This is a genomic window from Enterococcus villorum (assembly GCF_007990225.1).
In the GTDB taxonomy this organism is placed as follows: Bacteria; Bacillota; Bacilli; order Lactobacillales; family Enterococcaceae; genus Enterococcus_B; species Enterococcus_B villorum.
In genome coordinates this window covers 1-21257 of record NZ_BJWF01000027.1, presented here as the reverse complement: position 1 = coordinate 21257, position 21257 = coordinate 1, and the positions used below count along the sequence as shown (strand labels likewise).

18 protein-coding genes and 1 tRNA gene are annotated in these 21257 nt (G+C 33.9%); 14 read left to right on the top strand and 5 right to left on the bottom strand.

What is annotated here, in order from left to right:
- Positions 1-130: 130 nt before the first annotated feature.
- The 3 genes from EVI01_RS09500 (at position 131) to lepB (ending at position 2185) form a co-directional block, all read left to right on the top strand.
- Complete coding sequence (locus EVI01_RS09500; protein WP_010751732.1) at positions 131-637, top strand: hypothetical protein; 507 nt, start codon at positions 131-133, stop codon at positions 635-637.
- Complete coding sequence (locus tag EVI01_RS09495) at positions 634-1416, top strand: DUF6681 family protein (protein ID WP_010751731.1); 783 nt, start codon at positions 634-636, stop codon at positions 1414-1416. The genes EVI01_RS09500 and EVI01_RS09495 overlap by 4 nt, the downstream gene beginning before the upstream one ends.
- Positions 1417-1615: 199 nt before the next feature.
- Positions 1616-2185 carry a signal peptidase I gene (gene lepB / locus EVI01_RS09490; protein WP_010751730.1) on the top strand — a complete coding sequence of 190 codons (570 nt, stop codon included), beginning with the start codon at positions 1616-1618 and terminating at the stop codon, positions 2183-2185.
- Positions 2186-2308: 123 nt separating this feature from the next.
- Here lepB and EVI01_RS09485 read toward each other — a convergent pair whose 3' ends face one another.
- Positions 2309-3067: a trypsin-like serine peptidase gene (locus tag EVI01_RS09485; RefSeq protein WP_010751729.1), complete on the bottom strand. Its 759-nt coding sequence runs from the start codon at positions 3065-3067 to the stop codon at positions 2309-2311.
- 542 nt (positions 3068-3609) lie between these two features.
- On the opposite strand from EVI01_RS09485, the gene EVI01_RS09480 reads away from it, so the two are divergent.
- The 7 genes from EVI01_RS09480 to upp all read left to right on the top strand — a co-directional run bounded on the left by EVI01_RS09480 (position 3610) and on the right by upp (position 11061).
- Positions 3610-4194 (top strand): thymidine kinase, encoded by a 585-nt coding sequence (locus tag EVI01_RS09480; protein ID WP_010751728.1) that lies wholly within the window; start codon positions 3610-3612, stop codon positions 4192-4194.
- 5 nt (positions 4195-4199) lie between these two features.
- Positions 4200-5273, top strand: a complete 1074-nt coding sequence (prfA, locus tag EVI01_RS09475) for a peptide chain release factor 1 (protein ID WP_010751727.1) — start codon at positions 4200-4202, stop codon at positions 5271-5273.
- Positions 5266-6105 carry a peptide chain release factor N(5)-glutamine methyltransferase gene (gene prmC / locus EVI01_RS09470; RefSeq protein WP_010751726.1) on the top strand — a complete coding sequence of 280 codons (840 nt, stop codon included), beginning with the start codon at positions 5266-5268 and terminating at the stop codon, positions 6103-6105. Before prfA ends, prmC begins: the two co-directional genes overlap by 8 nt.
- Before the next feature lie 191 nt (positions 6106-6296).
- Entirely contained in the window at positions 6297-7322 is a 1026-nt protein-coding gene (locus EVI01_RS09465) for an L-threonylcarbamoyladenylate synthase (protein WP_010751725.1), read from the top strand.
- 266 nt (positions 7323-7588) lie between these two features.
- Positions 7589-8833 (top strand): serine hydroxymethyltransferase, encoded by a 1245-nt coding sequence (gene glyA / locus EVI01_RS09460; RefSeq protein WP_010751724.1) that lies wholly within the window; start codon positions 7589-7591, stop codon positions 8831-8833.
- Between the two features lie 419 nt (positions 8834-9252).
- Positions 9253-10194, top strand: coding sequence for an alpha/beta hydrolase (locus EVI01_RS09455; protein WP_010751723.1), 942 nt, complete (start codon positions 9253-9255; stop codon positions 10192-10194).
- A 237-nt stretch (positions 10195-10431) separates the two neighbouring features.
- On the top strand, positions 10432-11061 hold the full coding sequence (upp, locus tag EVI01_RS09450) for a uracil phosphoribosyltransferase (RefSeq protein ID WP_010751722.1): 630 nt from the start codon (positions 10432-10434) through the stop codon (positions 11059-11061).
- Between the two features lie 717 nt (positions 11062-11778).
- Here the strand turns inward: upp and EVI01_RS09445 are convergent.
- A complete protein-coding gene (locus EVI01_RS09445) occupies positions 11779-12021 on the bottom strand; it encodes a hypothetical protein (protein ID WP_010751721.1) in 243 nt (80 codons plus the stop codon).
- A 120-nt stretch (positions 12022-12141) separates the two neighbouring features.
- Here EVI01_RS09445 and EVI01_RS09440 point away from each other — a divergent pair.
- Positions 12142-12214, top strand: a tRNA-Thr gene (locus tag EVI01_RS09440).
- A 357-nt stretch (positions 12215-12571) separates the two neighbouring features.
- Positions 12572-14614 (top strand): S8 family peptidase, encoded by a 2043-nt coding sequence (locus EVI01_RS09430; protein ID WP_010751720.1) that lies wholly within the window; start codon positions 12572-12574, stop codon positions 14612-14614.
- Positions 14615-15095: 481 nt separating this feature from the next.
- Here EVI01_RS09430 and proC read toward each other — a convergent pair whose 3' ends face one another.
- Both proC and EVI01_RS09420 read right to left on the bottom strand, forming a co-directional pair.
- Positions 15096-15908: a pyrroline-5-carboxylate reductase gene (gene proC / locus EVI01_RS09425; RefSeq protein WP_010751719.1), complete on the bottom strand. Its 813-nt coding sequence runs from the start codon at positions 15906-15908 to the stop codon at positions 15096-15098.
- A gap of 737 nt (positions 15909-16645) precedes the next feature.
- Positions 16646-17134, bottom strand: a complete 489-nt coding sequence (locus EVI01_RS09420) for a hypothetical protein (protein ID WP_010751718.1) — start codon at positions 17132-17134, stop codon at positions 16646-16648.
- A 331-nt stretch (positions 17135-17465) separates the two neighbouring features.
- On the opposite strand from EVI01_RS09420, the gene EVI01_RS09415 reads away from it, so the two are divergent.
- Positions 17466-19049: a peptidoglycan DD-metalloendopeptidase family protein gene (locus EVI01_RS09415; protein WP_010751717.1), complete on the top strand. Its 1584-nt coding sequence runs from the start codon at positions 17466-17468 to the stop codon at positions 19047-19049.
- Positions 19050-19331: 282 nt separating this feature from the next.
- Here the strand turns inward: EVI01_RS09415 and EVI01_RS09410 are convergent, their stop codons facing one another.
- Positions 19332-19817 carry a hypothetical protein gene (locus tag EVI01_RS09410; RefSeq protein WP_010751716.1) on the bottom strand — a complete coding sequence of 162 codons (486 nt, stop codon included), beginning with the start codon at positions 19815-19817 and terminating at the stop codon, positions 19332-19334.
- Positions 19818-20364: 547 nt separating this feature from the next.
- Here EVI01_RS09410 and EVI01_RS09405 point away from each other — a divergent pair.
- The coding region (locus EVI01_RS09405; RefSeq protein ID WP_146811630.1) for a thioester domain-containing protein at positions 20365-21257 on the top strand (893 nt) is incomplete at its 3' end.

Below are 21257 nucleotides of genomic sequence, written 5' to 3'. Positions count from 1 at the left end.
TAAGTATAATTAAGTAAAAAAATAAATTAATTGTTTGCAAGAAAAATCATCATGTAAGGATTGAGCAGAACGACATCTGTTAAAAAGATACCTGCTGATGTGAAAAATAAAAGATAAAGGAAGAGATACGATGCGAAAAGTAGCACCTATTTTGAAACCAATAGCGGTCTTAACTATTTCAACAATCGTTGCTACTGCGACAGGGGTTGTCAACAGTTCGAGTTATCGTAAACCTAGTTCTAACACAAATACTGTAGAAGAAACTACAACAACATCAACAGCTAATACCAGTTCAAGTTCGACAGCTGAAACGATGGATAATTCGAATACTTCATCCAGTATCTTGGAAGAAAGTACCAATTCAACAGCTGAGAATACGTATTCTACAAATCAGTCAAGTAGTACGGATGAAAACAATGAAGAACAAGGAAATAACACTACAGATACGGCGAATACAAATGAAATAAATGGTGGAAATAGCACCAATACGAGCACAAGTTCGTCTTCAACACCAAACAATACAACACCAAGTACTGAAGGACAAGAAACAGAAGATGCCACAGCTAAAAATGTATCTCCAACACAAAATTCAGCAGATACACAAACGGATAAACAACAAGCAGGTGACGCACAATGACATTTTTATTAGATATTATCAATAGTGTGCATAAATTTTTAGGATATTTAGACATTAGTCCAAAATATTTAAATCGGGGATATACAATTTTGAGTGTGATCCCAACAATTTATTTATTACGAATCATTTTTGGGCTTTGGCAAAATCAAAATTATTTACAATTTTTCTTATATGGTATCGTCTTTTTAGTATTGGTTTATTTTATCGTTTTAAATGTATTTTTTTATTTTTTTGATAAGAACACAAAAGCTGATGTGACTCAATTATTCGTTAAGTATTTACCCGATGAAGCATTTAATATCCAAACGGAAGAAAGTACAATGATGAATAATCGAACAATCGATGCTGTTAATACAAAGGAAATCAATGTGTTATATGATGAAGATTATCAATTAAAATTAGCTGAAAATATGCGTTACCTTATTGGAAATGGCGAAATAAAAGTAAATGATTTAGGAAGAATGGATGGCTATCTGATTGACCGTCATACGCTTTATCCTTATTACTACGTAAAAAAAGTTTCAGAAAAAGAATATACATTGAGTATTGGAAGAAGTTATTCAGATTTAACGCCTGTAGGAAAGATTGTAGTGGATTCACCACAAGAAACGCTTGAGCCGATTGGACTATTTATTATCGGCGGAGACTTCGTCAAAGATGGCTTAAGATACCATGAGCCATACCGCTTGAAGTTGATTGTCAAAAAAGAACAGCCAAATGATGTGAATGAACCGATTACTTACAGTCGTAGCCAACGAAGAAGGCAGTCAAGAAATTAATGTAAAAGATACAATAAAAGATGTTTCAAAGCGTGAATAGCTGACATACCTCTTTTTTTATAACGAACCAAGAAACACTTTTGACGAAATAAAGAGAAGATACACTTATTCTTTCTTTTAGATTCTAAAAAAGGTAAAATAAAAAAGAACAATGAAAAAATAAATAAAATAATAGAAAAATGAATATAGGAGGTATGTTGTGAAAGATTTTCTAAAAAATTGGGGCGTTTTAATCGTCGTGCTAGCAGCGATTTTATTAGCACGTGTTTACGTATTTACACCTGTTACGGTAAACGGACACTCGATGGATCCGACATTGAGTGATGGGCAACGATTGATCTCATCCAAAATTTCAAAATATGAGCGTTTTGATATTATTACAACGAAAGAACCTGGCGATGAAGACCGGATGATTGTCAAACGAATCATTGGTATGCCTGGAGACACAGTAAAAATGGAAAATGATCAATTAACGATCAATGGTAAAAAATACGATGAATCTTATTTAGATGAATTTAAAAAAGAATTTGCAAAAGACAAACTAAATAAAGAATATTCTTATAATGAAGCTTTTCAAGCACAAGCTGAAAATTCAGAACAATTTACTAGTGATTTTGAATATGTTGTCCCAAAAGGAAAGTATCTAGTACTTGGAGACAATCGCTTAATTTCCAAAGATAGCCGAATATTTGGTTTAGTCGACAAAGATATGGTTCAAGGAAAAGTCGTGTTCCGTTATTGGCCATTGAATGAAATCACAATTATCTAAGTCGATCAGCAAAAATAGGCGATGATAAAAGTTGTCACTAAATGAAAAAAGATTTCATGAACTTTTTTTTAATGTTCATGAAATCTTTTTTGTCTTTAAAGACATACTTATAAATAAAAATTTTTAGGAAAGATTTTCGGTTATAAATTGATAATGTTCGCTATTTATCTTAATTCCAAAGTTTTTCTTATAGCCTCCATTTGTATGGACAGCGATAATTTCATTGTCTAAATTATACACTGGAGAGCCAGATTGCCCACCAGCAGTATCCATAGTGTAAAAAAGACGGGCACTAGTCTGATTTAAAGATACGCCTTTAGCGGTCCACATTGTTCCCCAAGGTTTATCCCCTGGAAAACCAGTTGTTATTAAGTTTGTCCCTTCGGCCACTGTATTAGTTAAGCGATAAGATAAGATAGGCACCACTTCCCCTATGCTCTTATTATTCAAAGGTTCAATTGTGAGGACTGCTATATCACTATTCGCATTTGGCTTATTGATATAGCTTTGTGGAATATGGATTGATTTTATTTTAAATTTACCGTAAGAATAGTTAGAGCCGTCTCTCCCAGGAATAACATAAATACTACTTTTGTTAGGATTTTCGCGAATGTTCTTTACCACATGAGCAGCGGTTAAGACGGTATTTTTGCCAATGACGGCAACACTTCCAGGAACACCATCTGCAGCGATAAAGGTCATACTATTGTAGGGAGCTTGTGTTGTATCGGTTACTCTTGTTCGGTCATCTGTACCTATTATTGAACGTACGGATAAGTTTAAGAAATTTTTTGTTGTAGATGCTTCCATACTTTGTGTTGCCATAAAAACGTTAAATAATGTTCCAATTAGTAATCCTACCGCTATTAATTTTTTCTTCATTCTATTGTCCTCCATTTCATTATTTATTTACTTTCATTTTATTTTTTTGTTCAATTGGATCAATGCCAGTTTTTTATGACTAACCTTAATAATGTGATCCATTGTAAATAATTAATTATTTATAATCATTGCATCTACTAAATAAGGTGTTGAGAGGTAAAAGAGCTAACTGTCAAATTCTAAAAAAAAATGGACGAAGAGTAAGAAGTGTCATATTTAAAAATGAGTTAGATCGAACTTATTGGTCATATTCTCAAGGTCTTCCTCTTTATAAAGGATTACAATCAAATAAAAAGTACCCAACGTATTAAAAAATTTTTCTAAATAATGAAACGATAGAATAAGATTTTACTAAGTTAAACAAATAGTTTTTTTAGCCTTCACAATAGATAATTAGTTATTATGCGGTTGCTTTTGTTAGTGAGAGTATCAGAAATCTTTCGTATTGCAAGCGGCTTTTGAGAGATTGAAAATTCTTACTGTAAAATCTGTTGAAAATCAAGTATAATACCATAGGAACAAACTGGAAGGTGAATGAGGCTATGGCACAACTATTTTTTAAGTATGGCGCAATGAATAGCGGTAAGACGATCGAAATTTTAAAAGTAGCGCACAATTACGAAGAACAAAATAAACCAGTTGTTTTAATGACAAGTGGTATAGATACAAGAGATGGCGTGGGGAATGTTTCCAGCCGAATTGGTTTAAAAAGACCAGCCATGCCCATTTTTGAAGAAACAGATGTTTTCGATGTTATTTTTAAAATGGAGCATAAACCATACTGCGTACTGATTGACGAAGCACAATTTTTAAAGAAAAAACATGTTATTGCGTTTACGAAGATTGTGGATGAATTAAATATTCCTGTGATGGCGTTTGGCTTGAAGAATGATTTTAGAAATGAATTATTTGAAGGTTCAAAATACCTGTTGCTTTATGCAGATAAAATCGAAGAGATGAAAACCATTTGCTGGTTCTGCCATAAAAAAGCAATCATGAATTTACACTATGTTGATGGAAAACCAGTCTATGAAGGGGATCAAGTACAAATTGGTGGAAATGAAGCCTATTACCCTGTTTGTCGGAAGCATTATTTTCATCCATCGATAATTAAAGAAGGAGAATAATAAACATGTACGATCAATTACAAGCAATTGAAGACCGTTATGAAGAACTTGGTGAACTACTAAGTGATCCAGAAGTAATCTCAGATACCAAGCGATTTATGCAATTGTCAAAAGAAGAGGCAAGTACTCGTGAAACAGTAGAAGTCTATCGCCGTTATAAAGATGTAGTACAAGGAATAAAAGATACCGAAGAGTTACTTGGTGAAAAGCTAGACGATGAAATGGCTGAGATGGCAAAAGAAGAATTGTCAGATTTAAAAAAAGAAAAAGAAGTATTAGAAGAGAAAATTAAAATTTTACTTTTACCAAAAGACCCAAATGATGACAAAAATATTATTATGGAAATACGTGGAGCAGCTGGTGGAGATGAAGCGGCTTTATTTGCAGGTGACTTGTTCAATATGTATCAAAAATATGCAGAGTCACAAGGATGGAAAACAGAAGTGTTGGAAGCAAATATTACTGGTATTGGTGGATATAAAGAAGTCATTATGATGATCTCAGGTGATAACGTCTACTCAAAATTAAAATATGAAAGTGGCGCGCATCGTGTGCAACGTGTACCATCTACTGAGTCACAAGGACGTATTCATACATCAACTGCTACGGTTGTAGTGATGCCAGAAGCAGAAGAAGTTGAAATCGAAATCGAAGACAAAGACATCCGTACAGATATTTATCATGCTTCAGGTGCTGGTGGTCAGCATGTCAATAAAACGGCTTCTGCTGTACGCTTGACCCATTTGCCTACTGGAATCGTGGTGGCCATGCAAGATGAGCGTTCACAGTTAAAAAACCGTGAAAAAGCGATGAAGGTTTTACGTGCACGTGTCTATGATAAAATTCAACAAGAAGCACAAAGTGAATACGATGCAAATCGTAAATCAGCAGTCGGAACAGGTGATCGTTCAGAACGCATTCGTACGTATAATTTTCCTCAAAATCGTGTGACAGACCATCGTATCGGGTTAACCATTCAAAAATTAGACCAAATTCTTGCTGGAAAATTAGATGAAATCGTCGATGCATTGATTTTATATGATCAAACATCTAAATTGGAAGAAATGCAAAATGGGTAAGAATACGTACCTAGAAGTCCTATCACGGGCTTCTTCTTTTTTAGAAGAGCAGAAAAAAGAAGGGTATAGTATCCAATTTTTGTTTCTTGAACGTAAAGGTTGGGAAAAGATTGATTGGTTACTACACATGAATGAACCGATGACTGAGGAAGATAAAAAAATAGTTGAGCAAGATCTTGAAATGCTTTTAAAAAATTATCCTCCACAGTACCTATTAGGCTATGCAGATTTCTATGGCCATCGATTAAAAGTGACAGAAGATACTTTAATCCCAAGACCGGAAACAGAAGAATTAGTGGAATTATGTTTAACTGAAACAGCTAATGAAGCATTAAAAGTAGTAGACATTGGCACAGGTACTGGTGCGATAGCTATCAGCTTAAAATCTGAAAGAAGTCAATGGCAGATGTCAGCGATTGACCTATCGTTACAAGCGTTAGCTGTGGCAAAAGAAAATGCCAAGAAAGAACAGGTCGACATCCATTTTTATCATGGTGATACATTAGAACCTGTCAGCGACCAATCGTTTGATGTAATCATTTCAAATCCACCCTATATTCGATTGGATGAATGGGCATTGATGGATGAAAGTGTTCGTACCTTTGAGCCTAAAATGGCTTTATTTGCTGAAGATGAAGGACTAGCGATCTATAAAAAAATAGCAAAAGAAGCAAAAAAAAGTTTGAAGCCTGATGGGAAAATATATTTAGAAATAGGATATAGTCAAGGAAAAGCTGTTCAACAGATTTTTCAGGAAGTTTTTCCAATGAAAAAAGTGGAGATAAGAAAAGATTTATTCGGAAATGATCGGATGATTACCGTGTTTAATTAACTGTGGATGAAAAAAATTTTTTATGTTTTTTTATTATAAAAAAACACTGTTAGGACAAGGATGAAAACGAGTTTTTGACTTATCAACAAACTTATCCACTATTGACAAAATAGTTATAAACATTCTGTGTATAATCTGAGGATAAAATGGAATAAATCAAGTAAACTGAAAAAAGAGGATGTGGATAGACTGTGGAAACAAAATACTATTATGAGGAACAATTAACTGAAGCAGCTCAAGCATTAAAAAATGGCAAATTAGTTGCTTTTCCGACCGAAACTGTTTACGGACTAGGGGCTAACGCACTTTTACCCGAAGCAGTCAAAGAAGTGTTTTTGGTCAAGGGTCGCCCACAAGACAATCCTTTGATTGTTCATGTTTCATCATTTGAACAAATGAAAAAGTATGTGGATAACTTACATCCGCTGACAGAAAAAATTGTAAAAAACTTTTGGCCTGGTCCTCTCACAATGATTTTTGAGATCAAAAAAGGGGCGTTACCATCAATTGTGACAGGAGGTTTATCCACAGCAGCGTTTCGTATGCCAGATAACAAAAAAACACTTAAAGTCATAGAGCTAGCGGGTATACCAATTGTCGGTCCTAGTGCAAATACTTCTGGAAAACCTAGCCCGACAACCGCAGAACACGTCTATCATGATTTACATGGAAAAATCACTGGAATTATCGATGATGGCGCAACGCGCATTGGTGTAGAATCAACGGTGATTGATTTAAGCGACCCCAAAAGAGCTCCAATGATCTTACGCCCAGGTGCAGTAACGAAAGAACAACTAGAAGCCGTTATCGATGGAAAAGTAGCGATTGACCAACATCTGATACAAAGCACTGAAACACCGAAATCTCCAGGAATGAAATATCAACATTATTCTCCTGACACAAAGGTGATGATGGTCCGTGAGAGTGATTGGGATAATGCAGTCAAATGGGCAAAAGATAAGCAAATACGTGTAGGTGTGATTGCCGGTCCTAGAATTGCTGAAGCGGTTCGTTTTGACGTGGCAGCAGTGTACATGTATTTTGATGATTCGGTAGAAGCAGCAACAAAAGGCTTGTTTGCTGGGTTGCGTGGACTAGATGAGAAAACATTAGGTCTTGATTTAATCTTTGTCGAAGTGTTCTCAGAAGAGGGATTAGGGAATGCTTACATGAATCGTCTGAAAAAATCAGCAGGACAAAAATATTTTGAAAATTAATTCTAGGTACCTTGTACGCATCTTTTATTATGATACAATGCAATAAAGTAAACTCTACTAAAAATATGACTGAAACGAAGAGTTTACGATCAAGAGATAAAAAGAATGATTCGTTACTACGGAAATCGATGGTAGTGAAACAGATGATTTTAGGAACAAAAAACAGAGCGTACAAATAAAAAAGTATGCTATAAGATGGTTGTTACTGCTAAAATTCTCTGCTTTTTTCAATTCTCTTGGTAAAAAATAAAAAGGAGCTGTTGCTTGTGGTAGACTACAAAACGTTTGACCCTGATTTATGGGCTGCAATTGTAAAAGAAGAAGAAAGACAAGAAAATAATCTGGAGCTTATTGCTTCTGAAAATTTTGTTTCTGAAGCGGTAATGGCGGCTCAAGGAAGTATTTTGACAAATAAATACGCAGAAGGTTATCCTGGACACCGCTATTATGGTGGCTGTGAATTTGTTGATATTGTTGAAAATTTGGCAATTGATCGCGCAAAAGAATTATTTGGCGCAAAATTTGTAAATGTTCAACCCCATTCCGGATCGCAAGCGAATACAGCAGCCTATCTTGCGCTTGTAGAACCTGGTGATACCATTTTAGGGATGGATCTTTCAGCAGGAGGGCATCTTACACACGGTTCTCCAGTGAATTTTAGTGGTAAAACGTATCATTTTGTAGCCTATGGTGTTGACCCAACAACAGAAGTGATTGATTATAATGTTGTGCGTATTTTAGCGAGAAAACATCAACCAAAATTAATTGTTGCAGGTGCAAGTGCGTATGGTAGAACAATTGATTTTGAGAAATTTAGAGAGATCGCTGATGAAGTCGGTGCAAAATTAATGGTCGATATGGCACACATCGCTGGATTAGTGGCAGCTGGCGTCCATAAAAGTCCAATTCCTTATGCAGATATTACCACAACAACTACCCATAAAACGTTACGTGGTCCTCGTGGTGGAATGATTTTAACCAACGATGAAGAACTAGCTAAAAAGATCAATAGTGCTGTCTTTCCAGGGATTCAAGGTGGTCCTTTAGAACACGTAATTGCAGGGAAAGCCGCTGCTTTTAAAGAAGCGTTAACTCCTACATTCAAAGAATATAGTGAACAGATTATTGCCAATGCAAAAGCGATGGCTAAAGTCTTTAACCAAGCGATCGGAACAAGAGTAGTTTCGGGCGCAACAGACAATCACTTAGTTTTGATTGACGTACGTGGACTGGAATTAAACGGAAAAGAAGCTGAAAGTATTTTAGATAGTGTAAATATTACGGTCAACAAAAATTCAATTCCTTTTGAAACACTTAGTCCCTTTAAAACAAGTGGTATTCGTATTGGTACTCCTGCGATCACAACAAGAGGCTTTAAGGAAGAAGATGCAACAAAAGTGGCAGAACTGATCGTTAAAGCATTACAAGCAAAAAACAACGAAGCTGAATTAGAAGAAGTAAAAGCTGGTGTGCGTGAATTGACTGAAAAATACCCTCTATATAAAAATTAAAAATTTTCAGGAAAGGGGTCAACGTCTCGCTATTTCATAAATAATAGAAAAATAGAGATGTAGATCACCTTTCACCACACATTCCTATGTTTTATCAGTATGACAATATTTATGAAAAACAATGGTAAATCGTCCATTTATTCATATGAATACTACTTTTTAAGTCGCCTACAATTATTAGACAAACAACTAATTTTTGAAGGCGGCTCTTTTTGTCCATTTTTAAAGTCCTGGTTCTTTCAAACGATCAGAGTTTGTCAAACATTCATTCTTTCTTCTGAAATAAGAAAATTATGTGGTTTAGCTCCTACTTTTTATTGAGAAAAAGCGAGCAAACCAATATTTTGACTTTTCTTTTTAGGCTCACTAGTATATGAGGTGTAATTTAGCTTTTTACTTGAATCTAGAGAGGAATCACGATGACTGAACGAATCTCATTAGAAAAAGAAGCGATTGAATTTAGTGACGCAAATGCTCCACACCCAAGAATTTATGAATTGCCACCAGAAGAAGGACGAGCATTATTAGAAAAGGTCCAAGCATCACCTATTGATAAGCTACCAGTAGATATTGAAAACTTGACAGTAGATACAAATGGATGGGGAAATGTCAATGTTCGGTTTGTACGTCCGGCTGGGAATATGGATAAATTACCCGTGATCTTTTACATTCATGGAGCTGGTTGGGTATTTGGAAGTGCACAGACACATGATAAATTGATTCGCGAATTAGCTGTTCGGACAAATTCGATCGTGGTCTTTCCGGAGTACAGTCGTTCACCAGAAGCAAAGTATCCAACGGCCATTGAACAAAATTATGCGGTATTACAAAAACTCGATGAGTTAGCTGAATCGAAAGGACTAGATCTGTCTAATTTAGCGGTAGCTGGTGATTCTGTTGGTGGGAACATGGCGACAGTCATGACTATTTTGACCAAACAACGTCAAGGTTTGCCAATCAAGAAACAACTTTTGTATTATCCAGTAACTGATGCTAATTTTGATACGGAATCCTATCAGCAATTTGGAGAAGATTATTTTTTAACCAAAGAAGGAATGAAGTGGTTTTGGGATCAATACACAACAGATGAACAAGAACGCGCAAAAATTACTGCTTCGCCGTTACGTGCGACTTCCGAAGAATTGAAGGGATTACCACCAGCAATGATTTTGACTGGTGAAGCAGACGTTTTAAGAGATGAAGGGGAAGCCTATGCACGCAAATTGCGAGAAGCAGGAGTGGCGGTAACTCAAGTCCGTTTTCAAGGGATCATCCATGATTTTGTGATGGTAAATGTAATGGATCAAACCAAAGCTACTCGAGCAGCTATGCTCTTGTCTACAGAATGGTTAAAAGAATAATAGGGTTCCTATTATTTGACTTGCTTTATGTAATATTTACCAATAAAAAACAGTAAAAATAACAAAAAAAGTTTGAATGCAAAGCCATTTTGTTATTTTTTACTGTTTTTTATAATTTTTGGAACTTGTTTTTTTATTTGGTTTATTTTCTTTTGAAAAGTGATGGGTTAGACTAGTCAACGGCTTCTTTTTGTTTTACAATTAAAAAGAAACGACAGAACAAAGGAGACCAGAAAAATGGGCAAATTTCAAGTAATCGACCATCCATTAATCCAACACAAATTAACTATTATTCGAGACAAAGACTGTGGAACAAAAGTTTTTCGTGAGGTTGTCGATGAAATTGCTATGTTGATGGCATATGAAGTATCACGTGATATGCCGTTAGAAGATATTGTCATTGAAACACCAATTACTAAGACAACACAAAAAACGTTATCTGGTAAAAAAGTAGCTATTATCCCGATTTTACGTGCAGGAATTGGAATGGTAGACGGAATTTTAGAGTTGATCCCTGCGGCTAAAGTAGGGCATATCGGTTTATACCGTGACGAAGAAACCCTTGAACCTCATGAATATTTCGTAAAATTACCTGAAGATATTGATGCACGTCAATTATTTGTTGTTGATCCGATGTTAGCAACAGGAGGCTCAGCGATTATGGCAATTGACGCATTAAAAGAACGTGGGGCATCAAATATCAAGTTTGTTTGCTTAGTGGCAGCTCCAGAAGGTGTAAAAGCCTTGCAAGAAGCGCATCCAGATATTGATATTTATACTGCATCATTGGATGAAAAATTAAATGAACATGGTTATATCGTTCCTGGTTTAGGAGATGCTGGCGACCGTTTATTTGGGACAAAGTAATACTAGTTTGGATGAAAAAATAAATATAAATTCAAAAAGTTTATTCTAAAAAAAGCGTTTTTTTAATGAAAAATACGGAAAGTTGTTTTACGACAAGTAACTTTATCTCTCGTTTAAATTTTTAAAATTTGTAAAAAGAAGATATATATAAATAGATATTTGTTTCCATTTTAAAACAATTTTGCTATTTTCTTATATCTTGTATAATCATCACAGTTGAATCTAAAAATATACTAAGATTAGATGGGAAGACGTATTGGCGGATGAAATTCCCTTGCTCTATTAAGCGACAAAAACAAAAGTAGCTCCTTCGGCATATTTTTCGAAGGAGCTGCTTTTGTTTTACGTTTTTTTATTTAAATAAAAAGATAAGTTTTTATGCCTGAGTATGATGAGAAAATGATGTATCGCTTAGATTTTACTAGACAGACTATTTTTTATGTAAAAAGGGGATAGAAAAAATATCAAGTAATTAACATGAAGTTATAAGGAACAAAATAGTGAAATATATGTGGAAGAGGAAGGGTTAAAAGGTTGAAAAGATTTTGGACACAAGGCATAGATAGAAAAGTTTGAATTGTTTCTTGCAACATAATTGATAGAAACTACTTAAGTTAATGACCAAATTTATTTTTTATCTCGATCAATATGGATTTTTGAAAAGAAAATAAAATGCACTTCAAAAAAAACCACCTCAAAACGCAGAGATGGTCGGTGTTAAAGTTTCTTCAATTCTTTGTAGTTAATAATGATTACACCTTTACTTTGCGTCATTAGATTGGCATTGTCCTCTGTTTTATCAATTTCAACCACAGCAGAATTTTTCAGTTGTTTTGAAATTGTTCCAGTTTGCGGTGTTCCATGAAGCATAAATGCCACGTGAGTGTCGATCGTAAATTTTCCCCCAAATTCCGACGGTACAATAGTTGTATCAAATTTTCCAAACGTTGCCATTTTCATAAAACCTGCCTTTCATATTAATTATACCACGTTTTATGAAAAAAATCAGGAAATAAAGTAAAAATTTACACTTAAGTCTTTACAATTTTTTTAATTAACTATATAATTTTACGTGGAAACGCCAGCTTAGCTCAGTTGGTAGAGCAACGCACTCGTAACGCGTAGGCCACAGGTTCGATCCCTGCAGCTGGCATACTATAAAAGCAGTCATATCAAGGTTTTTACGCCTTTGGTATGACTGCTTTTTGTTTTTGTTAAAAATGAAATGACTAAAAATGCCTACTTACAATAAATGAGTTGATTCTTTTGGTTATTTTATGAAGGAAATAAGAGCAATATATACTTATATATTAAAAATATTAAGCTATTTACTTTTCTAATTAAGTTATTTAAAAGTCCGAAAAATGAGTATGCAAACGATTGTGATTTTAGGGTGTGTTTTAATGAATGATTGTGATTTTATTAACAATGATATGATAATCTGTTGTTGAGTTAGTGAATAAGTAAATAGAGCTGACTCTAAAATAAAAACTATTAGGAGGAGATGAAAATGAAAAAGTTTAAGAAAAAAGTATATTTAGGATTGGTTGTTGGTGTAAGTATGTTTGGATTTATGGCGCATACCAAACAAGTAAATGCAGATACTAAACAAAAAGAAATGATTATGAGCCAATTAAATGGATTTCAAAGAGAGTATGTCCCAAATGAGATAATTATCAGTTTAAAGGCTACACAGAAAATTTCGATAGAGAAAAATAAATCGCAAAATTTACTGGGTGTAAATGTTATGGTGGAAAAAGATTTGACACTTAGGACAAATGAAAGCGATTATAATAAGCGAGATAAAGTATTATTAGTGAAATTGAGCGAAGAAATTAGTGTGGAAGAGGCAGTAAGAACATTTAATGCTTCTGATATGGTCAATTATGCAGAGCCAAACTATGTTGTTGAACTAGAGCCTTTGAAAGACGCTGAAGAATCAAAAAAAAATGACTATTCAGAGAATCGTTCAATTATTCCTGACGATCCTAATTGGAGTAAACAAGGCAATTTAAGAGATATTAGTATGCCAACAGCTTGGGAGGAAACAAAAGGTTCTAAGGATGTTAAGGTAGCAGTAATTGATTCAGGAATCGATTATCAACATGAGGATCTTTCTGAAAATGTGGATGAAAGTTTGGGATACGATTTTTTTGACGATGATTCAGATCCTATGGATACAATGGGGCATGGTACACATATTGCCGGAATTATTGGTGCACAAACAAATAACGAATTAGGTGTTGCTGGGATAAATTGGGATGTTACGATGGTACCCATACGTGTATTTGGTAGTAGTGGAAGTGCGAATGTGGCAATCTTAGTTGAAGCTATTAATTATGCAACCCAAAAAGGATTTCCAATTATCAATTATAGTATAGGCAGTTTAGGTTATAGTAGCACAGAAGAAGAAGCAATTAAAAACTATTCTGGATTATTCGTAGCTGCAGCTGGAAATAATGGAATAGATACGACTGATAAACCACATTATCCATCCTCTTTAGATATTCCTAACATTATAGCTGTAGGAAATTCTAGTGGACATGAAAGAAGCTCTACTTCAAATTATAGTAAAACGGGGGTTGACTTATTTGCTCCAGGAACACAAGTTTTTAGTACAGTGCCAGGTTTTACTCAGTACTCGTATATGTCAGGGACTTCTATGGCAACGCCGCATGTCACAGCTAGTGCTGCATTAGCTTTATCACTAGATTCTGACTTATCTACTGATAAGCTGAAAGAGATCGTTTTAAATAGTGTTGATTCATTTTATGAACTATCTGATCTGTGCCTTACAGGCGGAAGACTAAATACGAATAATGTTGTACGCCAAGTGACTGGTAAAATTACTGCTTCTAATATTTCGCTAAGCTTAAATAGTGAATGGTCGGATGATATTGCGAAAGAAATGTGTCATGTTCATTGGACCAATCAATCAGGAGAAGATTTAACTGATCAAGTTATTGTTCTAAAAAATGAAGTGGATCCATCTAACTTTGGTGATTACGAAGTAGTCTTTGCATCACCAGATCTAACAGAGCAGATCACAGTTATAGTGACAATACCTCGGTTACGCGAGCTTTCGTTAGGAAAAGAAACAGCAACTATTGATATTGGTTCTGCATGGGATAGTGCGATAGCTATTGATACTTTTCAAGCCAAAGCTGTAGATGATTTTGGGAATGATATTACAAATCAAGTACAGGTTACTACTAATGCAAATATAGATACAATTAATTCAACTCAATCAGTGATTATATTTGAAGTTCCAGAATTGGATTTGGTACAAGTTGGTACCTTATATATTACTGCAAAAAATAGTAGCATTGAGGGGTTGAGGGAAGTAAGAATCAATCAAGGAACAGAATGGAACAGTTCAATTGCTAAAGAAATTTGTAATATTATAGCAACTAATCCAGAAGGCGTAGATGTAACAGAAGCAGTTAAAGTAGTAGGAGACAGTGTAAATCCAAATGAAATTGGTACTTATAATGTACAATTTCAAGTAGGGTATGATGGACCTAAGTTCAGTACGACAGTAATTGTAGAATAATATTTTTTCAATTTACTAGGATAAGAGTTTTTGAAACTGTAGTTAGATGTTAAATTCTTTCTAGTGTTTAAAAACAGAAATAATATTATATTTGAAATAGTGTGTGGATGAAGTATTTAGATACTGGCAATATAATATAAAGTTTATCAGTACTTATAATCTAGATGAATAGAAAATATCTGTAATTACTTTATATGAAAATAAACTAGTAACTCTAAAAATAATTGTAATTATTTTAATACTAGATAAAGTGAGACAATAATCAAATTTTTTGTGATTATTGTCTCACTTTCGTTTACATATTTGATCATTTCAAGAAAGAGTGAGTGATCATTGTTATTGACATAAACATGAATGTTTCTCATTTACATAAGTTGGAAGCATTCTTCTTCCACACAAGGATTGTTTAAATGTTGTCTAACCTATTTTTTTATAAATTCAAATCAGTTATGAGTCGGAAATAATTATTAGTCATCTATTTTTATTTATGATTCATTTCACTATCCTTAGCAATTGTAGCATCAATTCCTTTTACAACTGTTGATATAAAAGCATTGTCTTCCAAAGCTAATAGGCCGGCTACTGTAGTACCTCCAGGAGAGCTTACACGATCAATTAATGACCAAGGAGATTCCTCACTTTCAAGGATCATTTTTGCACTGCCTAAAACAGCTTGTGCTGCAATCTGAGTAGCTAGATCTTTTGGTAATCCATGCTTAACACCTGCTCTTGCTAGACTATCAATAAATAGAAATGTATACGCTGGAGAACTACCTGCTAAAGCAGTGAATTTTGAAAAATACTTTTCGTCTAATTTCCAAGCGAAACCAATAGAATTAAACATATCAAGAACATAATTCAACTGTTTATCTGTCACATAATCATTTCCACAAATGGCAGCAGCCGTTTCTCCGACGATAGCGTTTATATTAGGCATGACTCGTACTATTGGAAGTGCTTCATCGGTTTGTAGAAAATGATATATTTTGTCCGTTGGTGTACCAGCAGCAATTGATAGTAGTAAAGGTTTCTTTTCCAATATCCGATTTTTTTCAGAGGTTAATATCTTTTCAATAACAGTTGGCTTTACAGATAATACCACCACATCTACCAAACTAATCAATTGTGAATTAGAAGTGCAAGGTGTTGCTCCAATATTTTTAGCAAAAAATTGCATTTTTTCGGACATTACATCAAAAAGGTAAAGCTCATCTGGAGAAGTAAATTCACTTTCAATAATTCCTTTAATAATGGCTGAGGCCATATTACCGGTGCCGATAAATCCTATTTTCATAACTATTCCTCCTAATTTAATGTGAAAAGAGACATCAAAGTAATTTTTTGGAAACTAATCATTAAATTAATTATAGAGGTGAGGGGTGAATAATGCGATCTGTTTTAGGATTATTAAAAGATAGAAAAAATGTATCCTAATTAATAGAATTAAGTCGGAACTTGTGAATTTTATATATAGACATGAAAGAAGAAGTAGGAACAGAAAACTTATAGCTTTATGTATGAATTGTTTAAATAATCATTTGTTAATTGAATAAACTTGAGAGCGCTCCCTTGCAGTTTTTTATTCTAATGTCTGCCTATAAATATTCATAGTCGTTCTCCTTGTATTCTAGAAGTTTCTAAACAGCTTTATTAGATGATTAAGTCTTGCTGCTTATATATATTTTTTTATAGAATGAGTGTGGGGTAAAATGCAAAGAGAACTTTCACCTCATGTATTAAATATGTACAAACGGGGTTCATTGCATTGCTTCTACTTAAATTATGCCAAAAAAATGTAAAAATATGAGGAACTATTTTCACATTTTCGTTCTTAATTCTTGAAGTAGTCCATGTTGTTCACGCCCTATTCTTTGAGCTGACCCCAAAAGCTAACCTCTGATCATAAACGACATTCAAGTAACAACCTAAACAATAAGTTCAAATAGAGAAAAACAGCTTCTCATGTTTTTCTCTATTCGTTCGTCTCGGGGCTAAATAATTCTGTAACAGCCTCTTCTTTCATCTAGATTATTAAAAAGAAAGACTGTCCACCAAGTCATTTCCATTAATTCGTACCATTGGAATATGATTAGAACCGCTATTATCCACTATATAAAAATACTTTGAAAGTGGATAATTAGTAATGTTTTCACCGATAAGTTGTGTCAGGTCATTAGGATTGACAGCAAGAGAACCTACTATAGTGGCCGTTTGAGTATTAAATTCTGGACTGTTAGAACTATATACTCTATAAGCTACGTTATAAGCTTCTTCAGAATGATCATTGGTTTTTGTTCCGAATAAAATATTATTTTCAACTGATAGTGAAGTAATTGTTTCACCCAGACTGTCACTATTCAAAGTTACGTAAGGAATATCAGTTTTTTCTTTTTGTGTAACAGATGTTAACGGTTCATTTGGTGTAATTACATCTGCACATACTCCTGTAGAGGTGATCAAAGCTTGACCTAGCGTTGCAGTAGCCATAAAAGTTGCTAATAATTGTTTTTTACTTAACATTGTATCGCTCCTATACTATTATATTTGATTTCGAAATCGTATACAGTATATCAATAGCTACATAATATAGATCATTCTTTTCGTAAAATGCCTATTTGAATACATAATTGTTTTTGCGATCAATTTTGTCTTTTTTAAAGTTATAAAATAATTTTTTAATTAAAGAAACTTTTGATATAAAGACACTAATGAAAATAAATCATAGATTTTATAAAAGTAATATAAATAAATGTTTGATGATCATTAGTATAAAATTTTTTTGGAATTTCTTTAAAGAATATTCAAATTTTCTGTTTATCATAAAACTTGTTAAAGAAAGGAAAGAAAAACTTTGAGTAAAAAACAATTTTCTAAGTTAGCGTCTGCAGTACTTTTATCGCAATTACTTATTTCAACTCCTCTTCAAGTATTAGCAGATGAACAAATGACAACCAATCAATCTGGAAGTGTAGAAAAACAAACAGAGGAGACTGTTGCTAGTAGTGAAGCTCAAACCGAAACGACCACTACACAAACGACAACTAACCCAGACACTTCTGCAACTATTGAAAGTAGCACAGAGCAAAATGGTTCTGATGAAACGAGTCAAACAACAGATACAACTCAATCAACGACTGAATCAACTGAAAGCAGTACAGAACAAAATAGTTCTGATGAAACGAATCAAACAACAGACACAACTCAATCAACAACTGAGTCGACTGAAAATAGTACGGAAACAAGTACTTCTGGATCTACCAACACGTCTGAATCAAGTGATGTAAGCTCAAATGAAGGTAAGCCGGTATCACCCGAGATGCCAACAACAGAGACAGAAACTCAGGAATCACAGACTCAAGAAACAGGAGAGACTTCTCAGACACAAGTAGGTGCACCAGCAGAAAGTCAGGTAACGAGTTCAAGCAATTCTTCCACAACTGCGGTAGAAGAAACTGAGTCAAAAATGTATCGTCCCTCACCTACCGCTCCGATTCAAGAGTTAGTACCTTCAAGTACAGAAACAAGTGAAGGAAATATTCATTTTGAAAAAGATGAATCTGTGGAAGCTTTCATTCGAAAAATTGGTGAATCTGCAAGAAAAATCGGACAAGACAATGATCTCTATGCTTCAGTGATGATTGCGCAAGCTATTTTAGAATCAGCGAGCGGTCAAAGTAAATTAGCGCAAGCGCCAAATTACAATTTATTTGGGATTAAAGGAACTCATAAAGGAAAAAGTGTGACTTTTGCGACACAAGAAGATTTAGGCAATGGTATACTATATTCTACTCAAGCGACCTTTAGACAGTACGAAAATTATGAAGATAGCTTAAATGACTATGCAACCTTACTGAAAGAAGGAATAACAGGAGATAGTCAATTTTATAGTGGTGCTTGGAAAAGCCACGCATCAACCTATCAAGAGGCGACCAAATTTTTGACAGGACGGTATGCTACTGATACTAAGTATAATCAAAAATTAAATGGTTTGATTGAAACTTATGATCTAACAAAATATGATCAAGAGGTTGCAGGACCTAAAGAAAGCAAAAAAGGTTATATGGTACCAGTAAAAAACTATACGATTTCAAGTCCATTTGGGAATCGTAGTGGCGAGTTTCATCGAGGCTTAGATTTAGCGGCTGCTCAAGGAGAGCCAATCTATGCAAGCAAAGCGGGAACAGTGATTCAAGCAGAATATCATCCTTCTTGGGGGAATTATGTGGCTATTGAACATGAAGATGGAACCACGACTTTGTATGCACATCAACAAGAATATCAAGTAAAAATTGGTGAAAAAGTCGAACAAGGTCAAATCATTGGCTATGTTGGCTCTACAGGGAATAGTACAGGAAGCCATCTGCATTTTGAAATTTGTTCAGATAACAGTTTAAGTCAAGCAAAATTAATCGATCCAGCGACAGTTTTATTTTAAATTAAGATTATCAGACTTTAGACAAACCTTGTGTAAGCATGAGGCTTGTCTTTTTATATGTATGCGTTCGAATAAAAAAGAGAATCCTTATTTTAGAAGTGGTAAAAATGTTCGAATGGCTGTTATGAAGTGATGAAACAGTTGGATGGCAAAAAATGAAAGGAACGTTTTTTCTACTTCATTCATTAGATCATATAACTAAAAAAAGAATGAGATTGGTTTATTCAACTAACTTCATTCTTTTTTACGATGAAATTCTACGCTTCCTAGTTTTCTCTTAGACTAGTTATTGCCTAGCAAATCGTCTCCATTGATTTGTGCCATTGGAATGTGATCAAAAGAGCTGTCATCTACTATATAGTAATACTGAGCCTTTGGATATGAACTAATATCGTCTCCTGTCATTTGAGTTAAATCGTCAGGGTTAACGACTAAATATCCTACTTTGGTAGCAGAATCGATATCAAATACTGCACTATCAGAACTGTACACAGTATAGCCAACTTTATAACCTATTTCTGATGAATGGTCATTTGTTTTTGTTCCTGTTAAGATATTATTTTCAATTGATAATGAAGTGATTGTTTCTCCAAATCTATCACTAGATAAATTTGTATAAGGAATAGTTGTGTTTTCCATTGAAGTTAATTCAATAGCGGATTCATTTGATGTATTTACATCTGCAAATACTCCTGTAGTGCTGATCAAAGCCTGTCCTAGTGTTGCAGTAGCCATGAATGTTGCTAATAACATTTTTTTGTTTAACATTGTATCACTCCTATAATTAATTTTAGATCCCGGAATCAAATATAGTATAACTCTAATTATATAACTCGATTATTTTTTTCATAAATTATCCATTTGAATACATAATTGTTTTTATGTTCGAATTTATCCTTTTAATGAGGCAAAAAATGTTTTTGATGTTATGGGAACAAATAAAGCTACTAACAAATTGTAGGATTTTAAATATCGAAACACTTTTTTCTTTCAATGCCTTTATTGTGTGTCAGCACATTCCCCCTTGTTACCGAAAAATTATTATGCTATACGCGTTTTAAACCCTAACGTTACGTTCATTTCTCCTATTTATTTTTACAGAAAAGTAGTTAATATCACGGTAACAGATGATTTTGAACTTTATTTTTATGAAAAAACGATTTTTTCTGTGCCTAAAAATAAAACATCTTTAGTTATGTTTTGAATGATTTAGATTGCATATGACGTTGCGTAATCGGTTAATCTATAGATAAGGTTAAAATAAATTTAGGTACACCTTATAAATAATCTGTAAATAGTGATAGGAGAGGGAAATATGGTAAAGGTTTGTAAATTTTTGAAATGGTTTGTGGCATTATTAATAATTGTTCTAGGAAGTTTTATTTCTGTGGGAAATGTGGTGAATGCTGGAGTAGGAGAACAAATACAAGTACAAAAAATTAAAAGTTTAGATAAGATTGATGTTAATTTAAAGAACTGGGATGATTATTCTGATGAGTATAAGATGTCTTTAGTAAAAAATACTGCTACAGGTCACGCAGTGTTTTGTATCCAACCTGAAAAAGAATATCCATCAAGCGGTAGTTATTTAACTGTAAAGTCACGATTAGAAAATAAAACTATTGCAAATCTAATTTTGAACTTTCAAAATCAAAAAGAGTATCTCTCTCATTTAAACGAAGATGCTCAGTATGCAGCTACTCAGTGTGCTATATTTTATGTAGTTTCTGGTAATAAAGATGATTTAAATGTGGATCCTGTCGTTAAAAAATTGGTCAATTATGCTAATGGATTACCTGATCCTATTGAAAAAATGAATCATTTTAGCTTAAATATTACACCAAATAATCAAACAATGACTAAAAAAGGCGATGGATATAGCACTACATATTCAATAGAAACACAAGCGAGTGATCTATCTGATGTACAAATAGATATAAAAAGTAACAATAAAGAAGCACAAGAGAAAGTTAACTATAGCGTTAAAGGAAAAGAATTAGAAATCAATGTTCCTAATGAAGTGGTAAACCATTCGCAAACACAGATCCACTTTGATATTAAACTTACTGCAAAATTAGTCAGCACATTACAGCTTTCTGGATATTTAGTCCCTGCTCAATCCTCCAGACAGGATATGGCTACAATGCAAGCTTTTCAGGTGAAAAGTAGTAAATTATACGCTACAGATACCAAAGCAATTATAGAAAC

Bases quoted from the DNA above. Each gene is read 5' to 3' on its own strand.
- EVI01_RS09455 (WP_010751723.1), top strand. From the start codon at position 9,253: ATGACTGAACGAATCTCATTAGAAAAAGAAGCGATTGAATTTAGTGAC.
- EVI01_RS09485 (WP_010751729.1), bottom strand. From the start codon at position 3,067: ATGAAGAAAAAATTAATAGCGGTAGGATTACTAATTGGAACATTATTT.
- EVI01_RS09430 (WP_010751720.1), top strand. From the start codon at position 12,572: ATGAAAAAGTTTAAGAAAAAAGTATATTTAGGATTGGTTGTTGGTGTA.
- EVI01_RS09480 (WP_010751728.1), top strand. From the start codon at position 3,610: ATGGCACAACTATTTTTTAAGTATGGCGCAATGAATAGCGGTAAGACG.
- EVI01_RS09500 (WP_010751732.1), top strand. From the start codon at position 131: ATGCGAAAAGTAGCACCTATTTTGAAACCAATAGCGGTCTTAACTATT.
- prmC (WP_010751726.1), top strand. From the start codon at position 5,266: ATGGGTAAGAATACGTACCTAGAAGTCCTATCACGGGCTTCTTCTTTT.
- EVI01_RS09445 (WP_010751721.1), bottom strand. From the start codon at position 12,021: ATGAAAATGGCAACGTTTGGAAAATTTGATACAACTATTGTACCGTCG.
- EVI01_RS09410 (WP_010751716.1), bottom strand. From the start codon at position 19,817: ATGTTAAACAAAAAAATGTTATTAGCAACATTCATGGCTACTGCAACA.
- upp (WP_010751722.1), top strand. From the start codon at position 10,432: ATGGGCAAATTTCAAGTAATCGACCATCCATTAATCCAACACAAATTA.
- prfA (WP_010751727.1), top strand. From the start codon at position 4,200: ATGTACGATCAATTACAAGCAATTGAAGACCGTTATGAAGAACTTGGT.
- EVI01_RS09420 (WP_010751718.1), bottom strand. From the start codon at position 17,134: ATGTTAAGTAAAAAACAATTATTAGCAACTTTTATGGCTACTGCAACG.
- proC (WP_010751719.1), bottom strand. From the start codon at position 15,908: ATGAAAATAGGATTTATCGGCACCGGTAATATGGCCTCAGCCATTATT.
- EVI01_RS09495 (WP_010751731.1), top strand. From the start codon at position 634: ATGACATTTTTATTAGATATTATCAATAGTGTGCATAAATTTTTAGGA.